A 15,702-nucleotide genomic window follows, 5' to 3' on the forward strand; every position below is an offset into this window, starting at 1 on the left:
AACCAGCCCGCCAGAGAGCAAATCACCCCTGCTGTTATCCGGGATCATACAGCTTGCAGCTTTTGAGGGTGGACATTTCTCGGATGGGGTGGTAGCCTGATCTACTAGATTGAAGGGCAAAATGTTAAAATAGCCTCGTTCCGTAGCACATGAGACACTCTCTTGACGCAGGCGACTAATCTTCCGGGCATTGATTCGCCCCAAATTGACGAATTTTTGCAAGAATTAGCGACAATCCAAGACTCTGGTCCTAAGCGGATTGCGCTCCTTGGCTCGCGTCACGTTCCGATCACCCATCAGCACCTGATTGAAATGATGAGCTATGCCCTAGTGCTGGCGGGTAACCGCTTGATGACCTCAGGTGCGGTGGGAACTAATGCGGCGGCGATTCGGGGAGCAATGCGGGCAGACCCCAATTTGCTGACGGTGATCCTACCCCAGAGTTTAGAGCGCCAACCTCGGGAATCCCGGCAGCAACTGGACAAGGTGATGCACTTAGTCGAAAAACCGGAAAACGATCACCTGCCCCTTGCAGAAGCCAGCTCCCTCTGTAATCAGGAAATTGTTTCCCGCTGCCAGCAATTAATTTGTTTTGCCTTCCACGATAGCCACACGCTGCTGCAAACCTGTGAACTGGCAGAAGAGCAGCATAAGGTGGTTACACTCTTTTACTTTGATTAGGCGGGGCGGTTTTCCTCACCTAGGGCGATCGCACCCCTCTGCCAAAATAGGAACAGAGTTCAAGGTTGACGCGCCATGAGCGGCTTTTACAACTGGTATCGCAATGGACTACGGCATCCTAAATATCGCTGGTTGATCATTGCTGCGAGTTTGATCTACTTGCTCAGTCCCTTGGATGTTTCACCAGACTTGGTGCCAATTCTTGGCCAGTTGGATGATGTAACCGTGATAGTGATCCTAGCCAGTGAGCTAACACAATTGCTGGTGGAGCGGGTGAAACAAAGGCGATCGCCCCATGTTCCTCCCACTGTAGAGGTAGAGGCAGAGCAGGTTTAGCAATTAGTCCCGCGATCGCAAGTCACTGCCAATGGAGCGCAACAGCCAACGGTTCTGTACATAGCGAAGAGCACCGTTAACTAGTGCAGCTGCCATCAAAACACCGATGGCCGGCAGAAAGAGGGGCTGCCAGAGACTCAGCCAAAGCTCGAACCCCAGCGGCAGCGCAAAGGAGCGCCCAAAGAGCGCAATCACAAACCAGCCAAAACTGGCAAGGACAAAGAAAGTATCCGCTACCAAGAGCCAGTTAAGCACTTCCCGCACCCGTGCCATGGCTATTCTCCTAGTACCCATTGCTTAACGCGGGCAAGGCTCTCCCAGTCAGGTTTGCGTTGCAGGCCATCGGCAAAATTATCTATGACCTCTTGACGCAGTTCAGCAACGGCAGCAATAACCGTTTGTGCCAATTCAATATGGGGGCGCACACCCTTTTGCCCTGTTTCCAGCATTGCCACGGCAAGGTTAATGCGGGCTTGGGGATCTTCAGGGTTGAGTTTAACCGCTTTTTGGGCGGCCTTCAGGGCAGATTGGGGCTTGTCATCGAGGAGGTAGAGCCATGCCAGACACGTCCAAGCGGAGCTGCTTTTTTGAGCACGCTGGCAAATTTCTTTGAAGGTGGGAATAAGTTCTGAGGCAGGTGCCCCTTCTCTGTAGCGGGCGATCGCCGCCTCAAATTGACGTTCGACTTCACTAATTGTCTGAGGGGTGGTCAACGGCAAGTCTCCTTAAGCAGAAAACGACGTACCACAGCCACAGGTTTGGGTGGCGTTGGGATTGGTGAACTTAAAGCCGCCACCAATGAGGGCGTCACTGTAGTCCAGAACCAAGCCATAGATGTAGAGCATACTCTTGGGATCTGAGACCACCTTGAAGCCATCGTAGTCAAAGACTTGATCCTCAGGACGGATATTGGCGGGGTCTTCAAAGTCCATCGTGTAGGACATCCCCGAACAGCCACCCCCTTTGACCCCCACTCGCAAACACAGGTCTTTGCCGTGCTTATCCCGAAGTTCGAGCACGTGCTTGAGGGCAGCCTCAGTCATCATAATTCCCTTGGCGGGTTGTGTAGCCTGTGTCATCACCCACTCCTGAAAGACTTCAAGCTTTATCGTAGCAAGTTCAGCGGTGGCTCACCATCTCATGGGCACGCTTAAAGGCCTCGTCGAGTACCTCAGAGAGGGTGGGATGGGTGTGGACATTAAAGGCCAAGTGACTCACGCTCTGGCGATCGCGAATGGCGTTGGCCGCCTCTTGAATTAAATCCGAAGCATGGAGACCAAAGATATGTGCCCCTAGAAGCTCACCCGTATCGGCGCGGAAAATCACCTTGGCGAGGCCATCCGTTTCTGTTTCCGCCAGTGCTTTGGAGTTGCCCTTGAAGTAGGTGCGCACCACCTGTACCTCAAAGCCTTCTTTTTCTCCTAGCTCGCGGGCTTGGGGTTCCGTCAAGCCGACAAAACTTATTTCCGGATGAGTAAAGGCTGCCGCAGGAATACTCCGATAATCCACTTGGCGAGGCCGCCCGACGATAGTTTCCACCACAGCAATGCCTTGCGCTGAAGCGGCATGGGCCAGCATCATTTTCCCCGTGGCATCGCCGATCGCCCACAAATGGGGAACAGGTTCGCCCTCTTTAGTAACCGCCAGATACTCATTCACGGGAATAAAGCCGCGCTTGTCGGTACTCACGCCCACACTCTCTAACCCCAGATCTTGGGTAGCAGGAATGCGACCGGTAGCTACCAGGCAGGCATCCACCTCTAGGACATCCACCAGTTCTTTTGTTTTTGCATCCGCCAACTCAATGACCACCGGTGTGCCGGGAATGACCCGCTGAGCCAGCGTGCCAGTGTAGGTTTCAATGTCGCGAGGGGCAATCAACACCCGCTGCGCCTGCTTGGCAATATCTGGATCAAACGTGGGCATCAGTTGATCCAGTGCCTCGATCATGGTCACTTCACTGCCAAGGGCAGTGTAAATATCGGCAAATTCTAGGCCAATGTAGCCACTGCCAACAATGGCCACCCACTGGGGCAACCAATCCAGCTTAATGGCATCATCACTGGTATAAACGGTTTTGCCGTCCACCTCAATGCCGGGGGGTACCCAGGGCACTGAACCAGTGGCAATGATAATGTTCTCGGCTGTTACCGTTTTTTCGCCTGTAGCCGTGGCAATACTAACCTTTTGAGAACCCGCCACTCTACCGCGGCCAATGAGTGTATCTACGCCGAGACGCTTAAGACTATTGGTGAGATCACTGCGGATTTTCTGCACCAGATTGGCGGCATGGGCAGCAACGCCGGCGCGATCCACCTGTACTTGCCCCAGTTGAATCCCCAAGGCTTGCCAATGGTTGGCTTGGCGCAGTTCCCGTACCCGTCCGGCCGCCGCAAGCAGCGCCTTTGAGGGAATACAGCCACGATTGACGCAGGTGCCGCCCATTTCTGCGGCTTCAATAATGGCCGTTTTCAGCCCCACACTGACGGCATGCAGGGCAGCCCCATGCCCCCCCACACCGGCTCCAATGATCACCAAATCGTAGTCAAAGCTCAAGGACGATTCTCCTCAGTGGTATTCCCTTAGCTTATCAAAGGCTGTTTTCCGTGAGAACCTAGGCCTTTTGGCTATAGGCAGTTAGAGGTTCTTTGATCCAGCGAATATAGAGATGTTTGAACGTGGATTTGAGGACGCGGGGAGCGCCAAAGTCAATGGGCATCATTTGCGAAGGCAGTTGCCAATCCCGAACGGCCAATTCATGGGGCTGTGCCAAGGGAAAGTCAATTTCGCTGAGGTCGTAGTTGCAGCCCAGGGCAGTGGCGGCGCGTTGGGTGGGAATGCGCTCGGGATCCACGTTGAGAATAGCCACAAGGGCACGATCGAGGGCAAAAACATCCTGACTGGCCCCCAAAATGTGGAGGGGTCGCGGCGTCCCGCCACTGGGGCCGTTGCCTTCGTGGCCAATAATGCCATCCGCAATGGTCAATTCAGGGGCGATCGCCCGTGCGGTTTCCACCAGCATGCGGCCAAAGCGATCGGCATCCTTACCGGCTTCCATGTGCCACCAAGCCTTCATTTTGCCAGGGACACAGCCAAAGAGATTTTTCACCCCAAGGGTCAGCGTCAGTTGCACGTGGGATTTCACCTTAGGCAGGTTAATGACCACATCGGCAGCCATGGCCTCCTTGCTAAGGCGCAGGTGGGCAAACTCAGGGTTATCGGTGGGGTAGCGATCGCCATGGAATTCAATGACGGGCAAATTCAATTCCTGAATAAAGGGCAAATAGCCATTATTGCGGGCAACCCCCAGAGCCGAGCCAAAGGCAGGCCCATCCCCCAAAAAGGGGTGTCCTCCCACTGCCTGCACCATTTTGGCTACGCAATAGACCAGTTCTGGACGGGTGACGCATTCGTGTTTTGGCCGTGCACCCGTAAGTAAATTTGGCTTGAGCAGCACGCGATCGCCCGGTTTCACTATCGCCGCCATTCCCCCCAGGGGGGCTAAGAGTTGCTCAAGGGACGCACTAAGACGGTCAAGGTCGTAGGATGTTGCCCGCAGTAAACTCACGCTTGGCATAAGAGGCTTCTCTCCATTGGCATCTTTTCTCCACAGTGTGCCACAAAGATAAAATCCAAGCTTTTTTAACCCCCGTCTAGTACCCCCTGAAACTAACATTAGATGATGAAAAAGCTGCAAAAAGATACGAGAGATAGAGAGATGTCTGCTAACGAGCGATCGCGAATGCCCCAAGGCCTTGAATCAGAATTTCGACAGCAGGTGGATCGCCTGCATCGCCTTACCGTTCTCATGCGCTGGAGTGTGGTGCTCTTTCTTTGGTTGACTGTGGGCACAGTGAGTCTCTGGGGCTTTCGCTACGAAATTAGCCTTATGCGAGAGCATTTTACGTGGGCAGCCTTGCGCTATGGCATTCTCTTTAATCGCTGGCCGGCCCTAGGGTTGGCATTGTGTCTGGGCATAACCCTCAGCGTTCTCTACTGGCAAACCTGCAACATTGTATGGGGGCGCTCTCGGAAATGGCAGCAGCGGCTAGAAAAGCAAGTCCTGTTTATTCGGCGGCAGGGAGAACGTCATCCCCTATGGCATTGGGTGTGTCGGCAGTAGCAGATCCGCAAGGGGTGCCGGCAGGGGAAAAATAATCAGCAGCAGCAACACCAGGGCCATCAAGCCAAGGCCATCGCGCCGGTTATCCAATTCACTGACATCATTGAGGGCAGGTTCGTCAAAGGCCGGCATAAAGAATAAAATCAGTGCCCAGATAAAAAGCCACGGTTGAATAAACGCGAGAATCAGCACGAGGAAACGGCTCACTTGGCCAATGATTGCCCCCAGCCGATGGCCATACATGGCATGAACAATGTGACCCCCATCTAACTGCCCCACCGGCATGAGGTTCAAGGCCGTCACCACCAAGCCCAGCACCCCGGCCACGGCCATCGGATGAAGGTGCAGCGCACTGTCCCCTTTAAGGGCAGCGCCAAAAATGGCTTTGGCAATGAGGGCAAAAAGAATCGAAATGCGCGGGCTAAACACCTGAGGATTGAGGGCTTGCTCTGAAGCATTGGCGGGCAGTTGCACCACCTCAGACTGTTGTAACCCCCAAGCCAAAATCGGCAGGGTGACCAGCAACCCAGCCATTGGCCCTGCAATACTGATGTCAAAAAGGGCACGGCGATGGGGAACGGGCGATCGCATCTGGATAAAAGCACCTAGGGTGCCCATCGCAAAGGGTAGGGGAATAAAGTAGGGCAGCGTTGCCTTGACACCGTAATACCAGGCCGTAGCAAAGTGTCCCAGTTCATGGATGCCCAAAATCAAAAGCAGACTGACGCTGTAGGGCAACCCCTGCCAGAGCAAACTTGGATTGAGCCGCAGTTCTTTCGCCGTCAGCTCAGGGGCAGCAAGGGCCAACCCCGCAACAGTGGTGGTGAGAAAGGTTAAAGCAAGTAGGCTAAGGCTAAGGGCAGGGCGAAAAAGTTGTTGGGGCTGCGGCAGGCGATCGCGGGGAATCAAGGCAAAAAAGGGCTTATTACTTAGACCCACTTGAAACATGACCAAAAAGCGATCGCCAAAGCGTTGGGCAATATTGCGCTTCACCGTCTCATAGACTTGGCTGGCATCACCGCGCATTTGCCCCCGGCAGATCACTGCCTGCGGACGATACTCAATTTGTTGCAAGTAATACATGCCCCAAGGGAAACAGCTTTGCAGTTGCGTTTCTTCCTCCTGATTGAGGAGCTTGCTATTTTCCGTCCGTGGGGGTGTCAAAGGCGGCGGTGGTACGGCGGGTAAGGGGGGCTGGCCTCGGCGCAAAAGCACAAGGTACAGCACAGAACTGGCCACAAAAACAAGGATTAACCATCCTGACGGTACAGGGGTATTCCCCAGTAGCAGCATCCAACCCCCAATAAAAAACGCTGGCAGCATCAGCACCAGCCACAGGAGCCACCAAGGAGTTTGACTGACGCGGGCAGCACTCTGGCGGACAATAAAGACCAAGATTAAACCCAATACAATAAGGGAAATCCATGTCATGATTTCGATACCTGTGGCTCAACAACAGAAACCGCCCCGCCTTGTATTGCCCATGGTCTATGGGTTTCCACCAAACCGCGAGACGCTGGGAGGCACTGCTTATCTCATTGTAGAAAACGATGGCAATACCCTCATTGATTCCCCCCCTTGGACAGAGGGCACCCAGGCGTGGCTCAGACAGCAGGGTGGCGTCAAGCGTCTCATCCTGACCCATCGGGGGGCGATCGCCCACGTGCGGGAGATACAGCGCATTTTTGAGTGCGAGGTGATCATTCAGGCGCAGGAGGCCTATCTTCTGCCCCAAGTGAGGGTCACCCCCTTTAATCACCATCTAGCCATCGGGGAAACTCTCGAAATCCTCTGGACACCCGGTCACTCCCCCGGCAGCGCCTGTGTCTATTGGTATGGCCAAGGGGGTGTTCTCTTTACCGGCCGCCATCTGCTCCCTACACCTACGGGAGAACTGGCACCGATTAAAACGGCCACCACCTTCCACTGGCCTCGGCAACTGCGCAGTGTTGAAGCACTAAAAGCCTTCTGTCGGCAGAAGTCCTTGAGTTATCTGTGTCCGGGGGCAAATATTGGGTTTCTGCGGGGGACTTTGGCGATCGCCAATGCCCAAGCCGTGCTGCAAGAACTCCCTGTTGATACCCTTTGGGTTAACAAGGTTTAATGTTTCCTTAATTTTTCCATGAGGATAACACAGGTTCGGAAAAAGGAACTTGGAGAGATCGTTAACCCCCACTTGTATCAAGACTTTTATCCTCTATAGTGAAGGTGGGCAGAGGGAAGAAGCCAAAGCAATACCAAGGAAAAAAAACAAGGTTAATTGTTAGAGCTGTTCTCTCTGTAAACCATCCCATGGGCAATCTAAAACCCTAAAAAACACAGGAGGATAAGTGTATGGCACTCGTTCGTTGGGAACCGTTCCGCGAAATCGATGCGCTACAACGCCAAATGAACCGTATCTTTGATGAGTTAATTCCTCTAACCGAACGCCGCGCCGATCTGAGCTTCCTGCCGGCGGCTGAATTGGAAGAAACACCGGAGGCCCTGCTTCTAAAAATTGAACTGCCGGGCATGGAGCCTAAAGACTTGGATATTCAAGTCACGGCGGAGGCGGTCTCGGTGAGCGGTGAACGCAAATCTGAAAGCCAAACCGAAAGCGATGGTATGAAACGCACTGAGTTCCGCTATGGTAAATTCCAACGGGTCATTCCTCTGCCGGTGCGGATTCGAAACACGGAGGCTAAAGCTGAATACAAAAATGGCATTCTCCACCTAACGCTGCCAAAAGCAGAAGAGGAGAAAAATCGTGTAGTCAAAGTGAGTGTTAGCTAATTCACCCGTGGTAAAGCGGAACAGCTAAAGTTGCTCAATGTGCGAAAATCCCCCAGAAATGGGGGATTCATTTTAGGCATGAGTCAAATTGGGAAAACGCCTATGAAGCTAGGGCTACCTCTACGAGTTGTTGTAACTCGCCACTTTGGTATAGCTCAATAAGAATATCCGAACCGCCGATAAACTCCCCATTGATGAACACTTGGGGAATCGTTGGCCAGTTAGAATACTCCTTGATCCCTTGACGGATCTCAAAATCCTCAAGGACATCCACCGTTTCATAGGGGACGCCGAGAGCATTCAAAATTTGCACCGCATTGTTAGAAAACCCGCATTGGGGCATCAGCTTGCTACCCTTCATAAAGACAATGATCTTATTGCTCTTGACAAGGTGATCAATTTTGGCGTGGAGTTCGGGTGTCATTGCTGGCTCTCCTTCTTAGATTGAGAAATTAAAAGGAATGGATCGAATTGTAGGCTATTGAAGTTGTGCCCATTGTTGGGGGGTATAGGTCTTGAGGGCAAGGGCGTGGAGTTCATTGCTGGCCATCAGCTCCTTGAGGCTGCTATAGACCAGTTGGTGCTGTTGTACTAGTCGCTTCCCTTCAAAGGCAGCAGAAACGACCACTGCTTCATAATGATCGCCGCCTCCCGTTAAGTCTTGCACTTGCACAAAGGCATCGGGTAGGCTGGCTTGAATAAGACTGGTGAGTTGCTCAGGAGTAACCATAGAGAATAATCTAGTTTTGACTAAAACTAGCAGCCAAAAAGTTTATTTACCATAGTGTATCGCTAAATGTTGAGCAATGGGTTTTACAAAGCTAGAAAGAGGAAGGTGTCAGCGGTTGGCACTGTTGTAATGCCCGCACCAATTCCTCCACGCGGACGGGCTTACTGATATAGTCGTCCATGCCGGCCCTTAAGCAGAGCTGGCGATCGCTCTCCATGGCATTGGCTGTCATCGCAATAATGCGTGGGCGGGGTTGGTTCAGCCGTTGAAACAGGTCAATCACTTCTCGCGTGGCCGTCACCCCATCCATCTCCGGCATTTGCATGTCCATCAAAATCACATCGTAGGGCTGCCGCTGCACCGCCTCCAAGACCTCTAAACCATTGGCAGCAACATCTCCCCGATACCCCAACTTCTCCAGTATTCGCAGCGCCACCATTTGGTTGACCTTATTGTCCTCCGCCACCAGAATGCGTAGCGGTGGTAATCCTCGCTTTAACTCATCAATTGAAATTGAAGGGGCAGGAGTCTTAGCCACCTGCAAACGGCTGCCAAAAACATCACTGAGAATTTTAAAGAGAGTGGACTGCTTAACAGGCTTACTGACTAAGCTGTGGAAGAGTCGCTGTTGCTCAGGGGTAAGGTCATTGCCCACCGAAGTTAACAGAATAAGAGGTAAGTTGGGGTACTGTTGACGGAGGCGCGCTGCAAGGGTCACACCATCCATTTGTGGCATCTGCAAATCTATAATTGCTGCATCTGGCAAGGGCTTCTGCTGCAAGAGCGCTAGAGCTTCTGCACCGCTAGCAGACAATAGAACCTGAATTTGCCAGCTTTGCATCTGGAGCCGGAGAATTTGACGATTATGTGGGTTATCGTCCACAACTAGCAGCGAACGTCCTTGGAAAGAGGGGGTAGGGTCATTGCTAATGCGAGTGGGATTCAGCAGCAGTCGTACCCGAAAGTAAAAGACCGAGCCACTCTCACCAATCGGCAGCGATTCATACTGACTGGGAGGGCAGCCCCCCACCACTTGCGACCCTTCTTTGGTTTTTGTTTCTAACCAAATTTGCCCCTGCATCCGCTCCACCAAGCGTTGGCAAATCGCCAAGCCTAAACCTGTACCGCCGTAGCGACGGGTGATTGAGGCATCCGCTTGGGTGAAAGGTTGAAACAGACAGGCAACGCGATCGCTGGAAATACCAATACCTGTGTCTTGAACAGCAAAAAACACATCGTAGTAAGAGGGCATAAAGTCAGAGTAGTCCTTTGGCTGCGTCGGCGCTGCCTTAACGTGCAGGGTCACAACTCCTTGGGGCGTAAATTTAATCGCATTGCCCACAAGGTTTAGCAAAATCTGCCGCAGCCGCCCCATGTCGCCAATGACTTGGCGGGGCACACTCCTATCAATATAACTGACCAATTCAACACCCTGCTCTTTTGCTCGGCTGTTGAGCAGATCTAAAACCTCTTCTATACAGGTGTGGAGATCAAAGGGATAGGCTTCCAGCTCCAGCTTGCCCGCTTCAATTTTAGAGAAGTCAAGGATGTCGTTAATAATTGCCAGCAGCGCATCGCCACTGACGCGAATCGTATTGACAAACTCCCGCTGCTGCTCTGTTAGCGGCGTGTCCAGCAGTAACCCTGTTAGGCCGATAATGGCATTCATGGGGGTGCGAATCTCGTGGCTCATGGTTGCCAAAAACTCACTTTTGGCACGGCTAGCATCCTCAGCAGCTTTGCGGGCTTGCTCTAGAAGTTGTTGCTGGGTAACAATGGCGGACACATCCTCCCAAGTGCCCAAAAAATAGGTTTTTCCCTCCAAATCCTGAAGGGGGACAATGCGAGCGCTGATCCAGCGGCTGTGGCCATCCCCGTACAGGACACGAAACTGTGCTTGAAAAAGCTGCTGCTTTTGCTGACACTCCTGCCAAGTGGTCACAACGCGCTCCCGATCCTGGGGATGGAGGTGCTCAATCCAGTGTTGCTCGGCTTCAAGAGCGCTGTTTACTCCCAAAAGCTGCAACATGGTTTGGTTTAGGAACGTAGGTCTTCCCGCCTCATCCAAGGTGAAAATGCCCACCGGTGCCATTTCGCTGACTTGCCTGAAGCGCCCCTCACTGGCTTGCAATTGCTCTTGCCAGCTCTGTCGTCGCTGCTGGTAGCGCACGCCCAGGTACACACCAATGCCACTTGTGAGCCATACCCCCACAAATCCTGCTAAGAGGGGGAAATAAACCCCTGCGGCCAGCTTACTTTCAATGGCAGCCGCAGGCAGGTGCGCCACAATCCGCAGGAGATAATCGCCGCCAAGAATGGGGGTGCCCTTCTCTGGGTCAATGGAGCGCTGATTTTCGCCAAAGGGAAGGATTTGATTGTAAGCGAATATGCCTTGCTCGTCTTGCCAAGTCCCCCTCGGTGAAGCCTGCATCTGTGTCCAGAGGCGAGGGTACTGTTGTGCCACGGTAAAGCCCCGGCGCTGCGAGTCAGTAGCAACCCACTCTTGGCCTGGGAAGTGCCCCACTAGCCAGTGCCCCCTTCGATCCGTCAACAGACAGCCCAAGTAAGGATTGCGACAAACCATTTGAAATTCTTGAAAGAGAGACGTGGCATTGTAGCGCACCATCAAAAACCTACCGCCTGTCAGGGGCGTGACCACATAGAGAAAGGGCTGCGCCTCAACCATCGGTGAGTTAGGGTCACTTTCTAATTCAAAGGGAGAGACAAACACCTCTCCCCCCCGCAGTTGTTGAATTGCCGACCAATAGCGCCGTAGTGGCTGTGAATTCCCTGCTGCCTCTTCTTTAATCGCCACTCCGGCTTTTGTAAGGGCAAAGCTCAACGTGAGTTTGCCGTTGGCGTCCAGCAGAAATAGGCAATCATAGACTTCCTTAGCCTTCAGCCAAGCGGCAATTTCTTGCCTGCGCTCCTGTTGCTCAGCTAGTGTAGCTGTAGGAGTCAATCTTTTGGCGAGGATGGGGGCAGCACTCTGAATATCGGTGATAACTGTTTGTAGAGAATGCTTGAGAATAAGCTCAGTGCGCTCAACCTTAGTAACTTTATCCGCTTCAATTTGACTGAGGAGGTGGCTGCGCTGAAGCTTGTAAAGCTGGAGAAAAAAGACAGCGACTAGTGCGGTGGTGGGCAGGAAATACTTTAGGAACTGGGGCAGCAAAGGGCGAGGCATAGAACGATGTTCCAAAGTACGAGCAGAAAGCTACCACGTCGGGGTCAACAGGGCTTATAAATAGTGTATCTTAGGGAAGTAAAGCCCTTCTTTTAGTGTATTCAGGCTGTCCCATGATTGAGCCATTGTTGTGTGGTATTGTGTTAGGTCTTATTCCGGTGACGTTGGCGGGACTCTTCTTTTCTGCTTACCGGCAGTATCGTCGCAGTAGTTCGCTTGAGCTGTAACCCTCCTACGGACAACGTCCCTAGCTTGCCTATGACGCTACCCGTTGTTGCTGTGGTTGGCCGCCCCAATGTGGGAAAGTCCACCTTTGTCAACCGCCTGGCGGGAGAGCGCGATGCCATTGTCTATGACGAACCGGGTGTTACCCGCGATCGCACCTACCGGCAGGTCTTTTGGCAAGATCGTGAATTTCTGGTGGTGGATACGGGGGGACTGGTCTTTGACGATGACAGTGAGTTTTTTCCCCTGATTCGCCGGCAGGCAGAACTTGCCCTTCAGGAAGCAACGGCAGCGATTTTTGTGGTGGATGGTCAAGCAGGCCCTACAGCTCTGGACTATGACATTGCAGCGTGGTTGCGACAGCTTCCCATACCGGTTTTAGTGGCGGTGAATAAATGCGAGTCGCACCAAATGGGTCAGGCACAGGCGGCAGAGTTTTGGTCCTTGGGGCTGGGAGAACCCTACCCGATTTCCAGTATCCACGGCAGCGGGACGGGGGAGCTGCTGGATCGGTTGATTACCTACTTGCCGGCGGTGGAAACACTCCCTGAGACACCGGAAATTCAGGTGGCCATTGCCGGGCGTCCCAATGTGGGTAAATCTAGTTTGCTCAATGCCTTGATTGGGAGCGATCGCGCCATTGTCAGCCCCATTTCAGGCACAACCCGCGACACCATTGATACCGTCATTGAACACAACGGCACCCAGTATCGCTTCATTGACACTGCCGGTATTCGCAAGCGAGGCCATGTGGCCTATGGGCCTGAGATGTTTAGCGTTCATCGTGCCTTTAAGGCCATTCACCGCTCCGATGTCGTGCTGTTGGTTCTAGATGCCCTTGAAGACATTACCGAACAGGATCAACGCTTGGCAGGACACATTGCCGATCAGGGACGTGCCTGTGTGTTAATCATGAACAAGTGGGATGCAGTTCCCGAAAAAGATACTTATACAATCAATAGTTATCGCGATCGCCTGTATCAACGACTGAATTTCCTCGATTGGGCAGATGCCCTCTTTGTCAGTGCTCTGACCGGCCAGCGGCTGGATAAAATTTTTGCAGCGGTGGATGCGGCAGTTGAGCAACATCGTCGCCGAGTTAGTACAGCAGTGGTAAATGAAGTGATTCAAGAGGCTCTACGCTGGCATACGCCCCCTGCCACCCGCCAAGGCCGTCAAGGTAAAATCTACTACGCTACCCAGGTGGCCACCCAACCGCCAACATTTGCCATTTTTGTCAATGATGCCAAGCTCTTCAAGGATAACTACCGCCGCTATATTGAAGGGCAAATTCGGCAACAACTGGGATTCCGGGGCACGCCGATTCGCCTCCTTTGGCGTAGCAAGAAACCTCGTGAAGCTACCGAATTGGTTGTCCGCTAACTTTTTGACATCCTCCTTGACCTGTAGCCCGAAGATTCTTTTGGTGGGTTCCTGAGCCAAGGGCGTATCCGCTACTCACAAGTTTTGTGCGTGGCATGGGGTTTCAACTCCAACGCCGATTTGGTCGGCGCATCAACCTCCTGTCTTGTGGTAGGGAAATCCGGCGAGAGAACCCGCATGGCCTGTGGATCGAACCGCGTGGGCGGTGGGAAACAGGAACTTCTTCGGCCTACCACTGCGCGGGCACAAGCTAACAGGGCGGGGAGGATGTCAAACTTCTGTATAACCACTGTACTGAACTCTGACTTTTCCCTATAATCAATAGACCAGATTTTTTGACGAGTTTATGAGTCGCGGCACACTCTTCGACAAGGTTTGGGAACAACATACGGTGGCTACATTGCCCTCAGGGCAAACTCAACTATTTATTGGCCTGCACCTGATTCACGAGGTCACCAGTCCCCAAGCCTTTGCGATGCTGCGGGAGCGGGGGTTGCCGGTGCTGTATCCGCAGCGAACCGTGGCCACGGTGGATCATATTGTGCCTACAGATACGGTGGTGCGTCCTCTCCAAGATGCCCTTGCCGAAGAGATGCTGCAAGCCCTCGAAGCGAATTGCCGTGCCCACAATATCCCCTTTTTTGGTACCGGTTCTGGTCGGCAGGGCATTGTCCATGTGATTGCCCCTGAGCAGGGCTTAACCCAACCGGGGATGACGATCGCCTGCGGAGATAGCCACACTTCGACCCACGGTGCCTTTGGGGCGATCGCCTTTGGGATTGGCACTAGTCAAGTCCGCGATGTCTTGGCTACCCAAACGCTTGCTTTGAATAAGCTCAAGGTGCGTAAGGTAACAGTGAATGGCTCAATGGCCCCTGGAGTTTATGCCAAGGATGTCATTCTCTACCTCATTCATCGGTTGGGGGTTAAAGGGGGCGTGGGCTACGCCTACGAATTTAGCGGCACCACCTTTGCCCAGATGTCCATGGAAGAGCGGATGACGGTCTGCAATATGGCCATTGAGGGGGGTGCCCGCTGCGGCTACATGAACCCTGACGAAACCACCTTTGCCTATTTGCAGGGGCGGCCTTTTGCCCCCCAGGGAAAAAATTGGGATGAGGCGGTGGCCTGGTGGCGATCGCTAGCCAGTGATGCCGATGCAGAATACGACGATGTAGTTACCTTTACGGCAACTGACATTGCGCCAAGGGTGACTTGGGGCATTACCCCCGGCCAAAGCGTGGCCATTGATGAGACCTTGCCCACCCTAGAGAGTTTGCCGGAGGCAGAACGGGCGATCGCTGCGGAAGCATATGCCTACATGGATTTGCAACCAGGGCAGCCGATTCAGGGCACAAAGGTGGATGTCTGCTTTATCGGCAGTTGCACCAATGGCCGCATCAGTGATCTGCGGCAGGCCGCCAAGGTGGTCGAAGGACGCAAAGTGAAGCCCGGTGTCAAAGCCTTCGTGGTTCCCGGTTCAGAACGGGTCAAAGCCCAAGCGGAAGCAGAGGGTCTCGATGTCATTTTCCAAGCGGCAGGCTTTGAATGGCGCAACCCCGGCTGTTCAATGTGCCTTGCCATGAATCCCGATAAACTGCAAGGGCGTCAGCTCAGCGCCTCCTCCTCGAATCGCAACTTCAAAGGTCGCCAAGGATCGGCAGCGGGGCGCACCCTGCTCATGAGTCCGGCCATGGTGGCGGCGACAGCGATCGCCGGCGAAGTCACGGATGTCCGCGCGTTCCTCTAAAAGTCTCTGAAGGGCTATAGGCCTTTTGCTGCGTTTGTAAAAAATCTTTAGCCTCGAAGCCGCCCTAGCTAACTAGCTAATAATGGGGAAAGAAGGTTGAGTCCTAACGGAGGCGGTAAAGCCATGACCATTCTTCAGCGGCTAGTAGGTACAGTGGTGCTGAGCTTGGTTCCTGTTTTCCCAGTAGCAGCAGAAACCCTCATCTCCGATAGCGGGATGACGGAAATTTATGACTACCAATACACCCACTTTCCAGGAGATGTCTTGTCCTACACGACAGAAGTCAATGGACGGGTTTATGATGGCGCAATTACCGTGAGAGCGGTTGGTAAGGGTTGGATACGGGGCTGGTTTACCGATCGCGATCGCGCCGGCAATTTTGGCTGTAGTGGCGATGTCACCATTCAGTGGGTGCGGGGCAATCGGTATATTTCTGTGTGGCGGATTGGCGGTACCTATACCCCCCGTCTGCGTTGTCCTCAGGCGGGCACCACGGCTCGTCTGAATATGCGGCT

18 protein-coding genes are annotated in these 15,702 nt (G+C 53.2%); 9 read left to right on the top strand and 9 right to left on the bottom strand.

Translation table 11 applies throughout. The features are described from left to right. Positions 1-162 precede the first annotated feature (162 nt). Positions 163-681 carry a DNA recombination-mediator protein A gene (locus Q0711_RS04725; protein ID WP_298612787.1) on the top strand — a complete coding sequence of 173 codons (519 nt, stop codon included), beginning with the start codon at positions 163-165 and terminating at the stop codon, positions 679-681. Positions 682-756: 75 nt separating this feature from the next. Then, entirely contained in the window at positions 757-1,017 is a 261-nt protein-coding gene (locus tag Q0711_RS04730; RefSeq protein WP_298612789.1) for a DUF1232 domain-containing protein, read from the top strand. Positions 1,018-1,020: 3 nt separating this feature from the next. Here the strand turns inward: Q0711_RS04730 and Q0711_RS04735 are convergent, their stop codons facing one another. From Q0711_RS04735 to Q0711_RS04755, 5 genes are read right to left on the bottom strand one after another with little or no spacing between them, the layout of a single operon-like run. Continuing rightward, the gene (locus tag Q0711_RS04735) at positions 1,021-1,290 is read right to left on the bottom strand and encodes a hypothetical protein (protein WP_298612792.1); all 270 of its coding nucleotides are present in this window, start codon (positions 1,288-1,290) and stop codon (positions 1,021-1,023) included. Positions 1,291-1,292: 2 nt separating this feature from the next. Next, positions 1,293-1,730, bottom strand: a complete 438-nt coding sequence (locus Q0711_RS04740; RefSeq protein ID WP_298612795.1) for a tetratricopeptide repeat protein — start codon at positions 1,728-1,730, stop codon at positions 1,293-1,295. A gap of 12 nt (positions 1,731-1,742) precedes the next feature. Further along, positions 1,743-2,096, bottom strand: coding sequence for an iron-sulfur cluster assembly accessory protein (locus Q0711_RS04745; RefSeq protein ID WP_298612798.1), 354 nt, complete (start codon positions 2,094-2,096; stop codon positions 1,743-1,745). 40 nt (positions 2,097-2,136) lie between these two features. Continuing rightward, positions 2,137-3,573 (bottom strand): dihydrolipoyl dehydrogenase, encoded by a 1,437-nt coding sequence (gene lpdA, locus Q0711_RS04750; protein WP_298612801.1) that lies wholly within the window; start codon positions 3,571-3,573, stop codon positions 2,137-2,139. Positions 3,574-3,631: 58 nt separating this feature from the next. Next, positions 3,632-4,594, bottom strand: a complete 963-nt coding sequence (locus Q0711_RS04755) for a DUF362 domain-containing protein (RefSeq protein WP_299041791.1) — start codon at positions 4,592-4,594, stop codon at positions 3,632-3,634. Positions 4,595-4,735: 141 nt separating this feature from the next. On the opposite strand from Q0711_RS04755, the gene Q0711_RS04760 reads away from it, so the two are divergent. Beyond that, positions 4,736-5,140, top strand: coding sequence for a hypothetical protein (locus Q0711_RS04760; protein WP_298612807.1), 405 nt, complete (start codon positions 4,736-4,738; stop codon positions 5,138-5,140). On the opposite strand, the gene Q0711_RS04765 is transcribed toward Q0711_RS04760, so the two are convergent. Then, on the bottom strand, positions 5,114-6,571 hold the full coding sequence (locus tag Q0711_RS04765; protein WP_298612810.1) for a site-2 protease family protein: 1,458 nt from the start codon (positions 6,569-6,571) through the stop codon (positions 5,114-5,116). The genes Q0711_RS04760 and Q0711_RS04765 overlap by 27 nt on opposite strands. Between Q0711_RS04765 and Q0711_RS04770 the strand changes: the two genes are divergently transcribed. Beyond that, positions 6,570-7,244, top strand: a complete 675-nt coding sequence (locus Q0711_RS04770) for an MBL fold metallo-hydrolase (protein WP_298612813.1) — start codon at positions 6,570-6,572, stop codon at positions 7,242-7,244. The genes Q0711_RS04765 and Q0711_RS04770 overlap by 2 nt on opposite strands. 230 nt (positions 7,245-7,474) lie before the next feature. Beyond that, positions 7,475-7,912, top strand: coding sequence for an Hsp20/alpha crystallin family protein (locus tag Q0711_RS04775; protein ID WP_299041794.1), 438 nt, complete (start codon positions 7,475-7,477; stop codon positions 7,910-7,912). Positions 7,913-8,012: 100 nt separating this feature from the next. Here the strand turns inward: Q0711_RS04775 and grxD are convergent, their stop codons facing one another. The 3 genes from grxD to Q0711_RS04790 all read right to left on the bottom strand — a co-directional run bounded on the left by grxD (position 8,013) and on the right by Q0711_RS04790 (position 11,829). Beyond that, positions 8,013-8,336, bottom strand: coding sequence for a Grx4 family monothiol glutaredoxin (grxD, locus tag Q0711_RS04780; protein ID WP_181496364.1), 324 nt, complete (start codon positions 8,334-8,336; stop codon positions 8,013-8,015). A 54-nt stretch (positions 8,337-8,390) separates the two neighbouring features. Continuing rightward, positions 8,391-8,642, bottom strand: coding sequence for a BolA family protein (locus tag Q0711_RS04785; protein ID WP_298612822.1), 252 nt, complete (start codon positions 8,640-8,642; stop codon positions 8,391-8,393). Positions 8,643-8,733: 91 nt separating this feature from the next. Next, positions 8,734-11,829, bottom strand: coding sequence for a response regulator (locus Q0711_RS04790; protein ID WP_299041795.1), 3,096 nt, complete (start codon positions 11,827-11,829; stop codon positions 8,734-8,736). A gap of 113 nt (positions 11,830-11,942) precedes the next feature. Between Q0711_RS04790 and petG the strand changes: the two genes are divergently transcribed. From petG to Q0711_RS04810, 4 genes are all read left to right on the top strand, one after another. Further along, entirely contained in the window at positions 11,943-12,056 is a 114-nt protein-coding gene (gene petG / locus Q0711_RS04795) for a cytochrome b6-f complex subunit V (protein ID WP_298612828.1), read from the top strand. A 31-nt stretch (positions 12,057-12,087) separates the two neighbouring features. Beyond that, complete coding sequence (der, locus tag Q0711_RS04800) at positions 12,088-13,437, top strand: ribosome biogenesis GTPase Der (RefSeq protein WP_298612832.1); 1,350 nt, start codon at positions 12,088-12,090, stop codon at positions 13,435-13,437. Positions 13,438-13,783: 346 nt separating this feature from the next. Next, complete coding sequence (gene leuC, locus Q0711_RS04805; RefSeq protein ID WP_298612835.1) at positions 13,784-15,187, top strand: 3-isopropylmalate dehydratase large subunit; 1,404 nt, start codon at positions 13,784-13,786, stop codon at positions 15,185-15,187. Between the two features lie 96 nt (positions 15,188-15,283). After that, positions 15,284-15,702 (top strand): hypothetical protein (locus tag Q0711_RS04810; protein ID WP_298617582.1); only part of this gene is annotated, 419 nt, incomplete at its 3' end.

This window comes from uncultured Thermosynechococcus sp. (assembly GCF_937958135.1).
Classification (GTDB): domain Bacteria; phylum Cyanobacteriota; class Cyanobacteriia; order Thermosynechococcales; family Thermosynechococcaceae; genus Thermosynechococcus.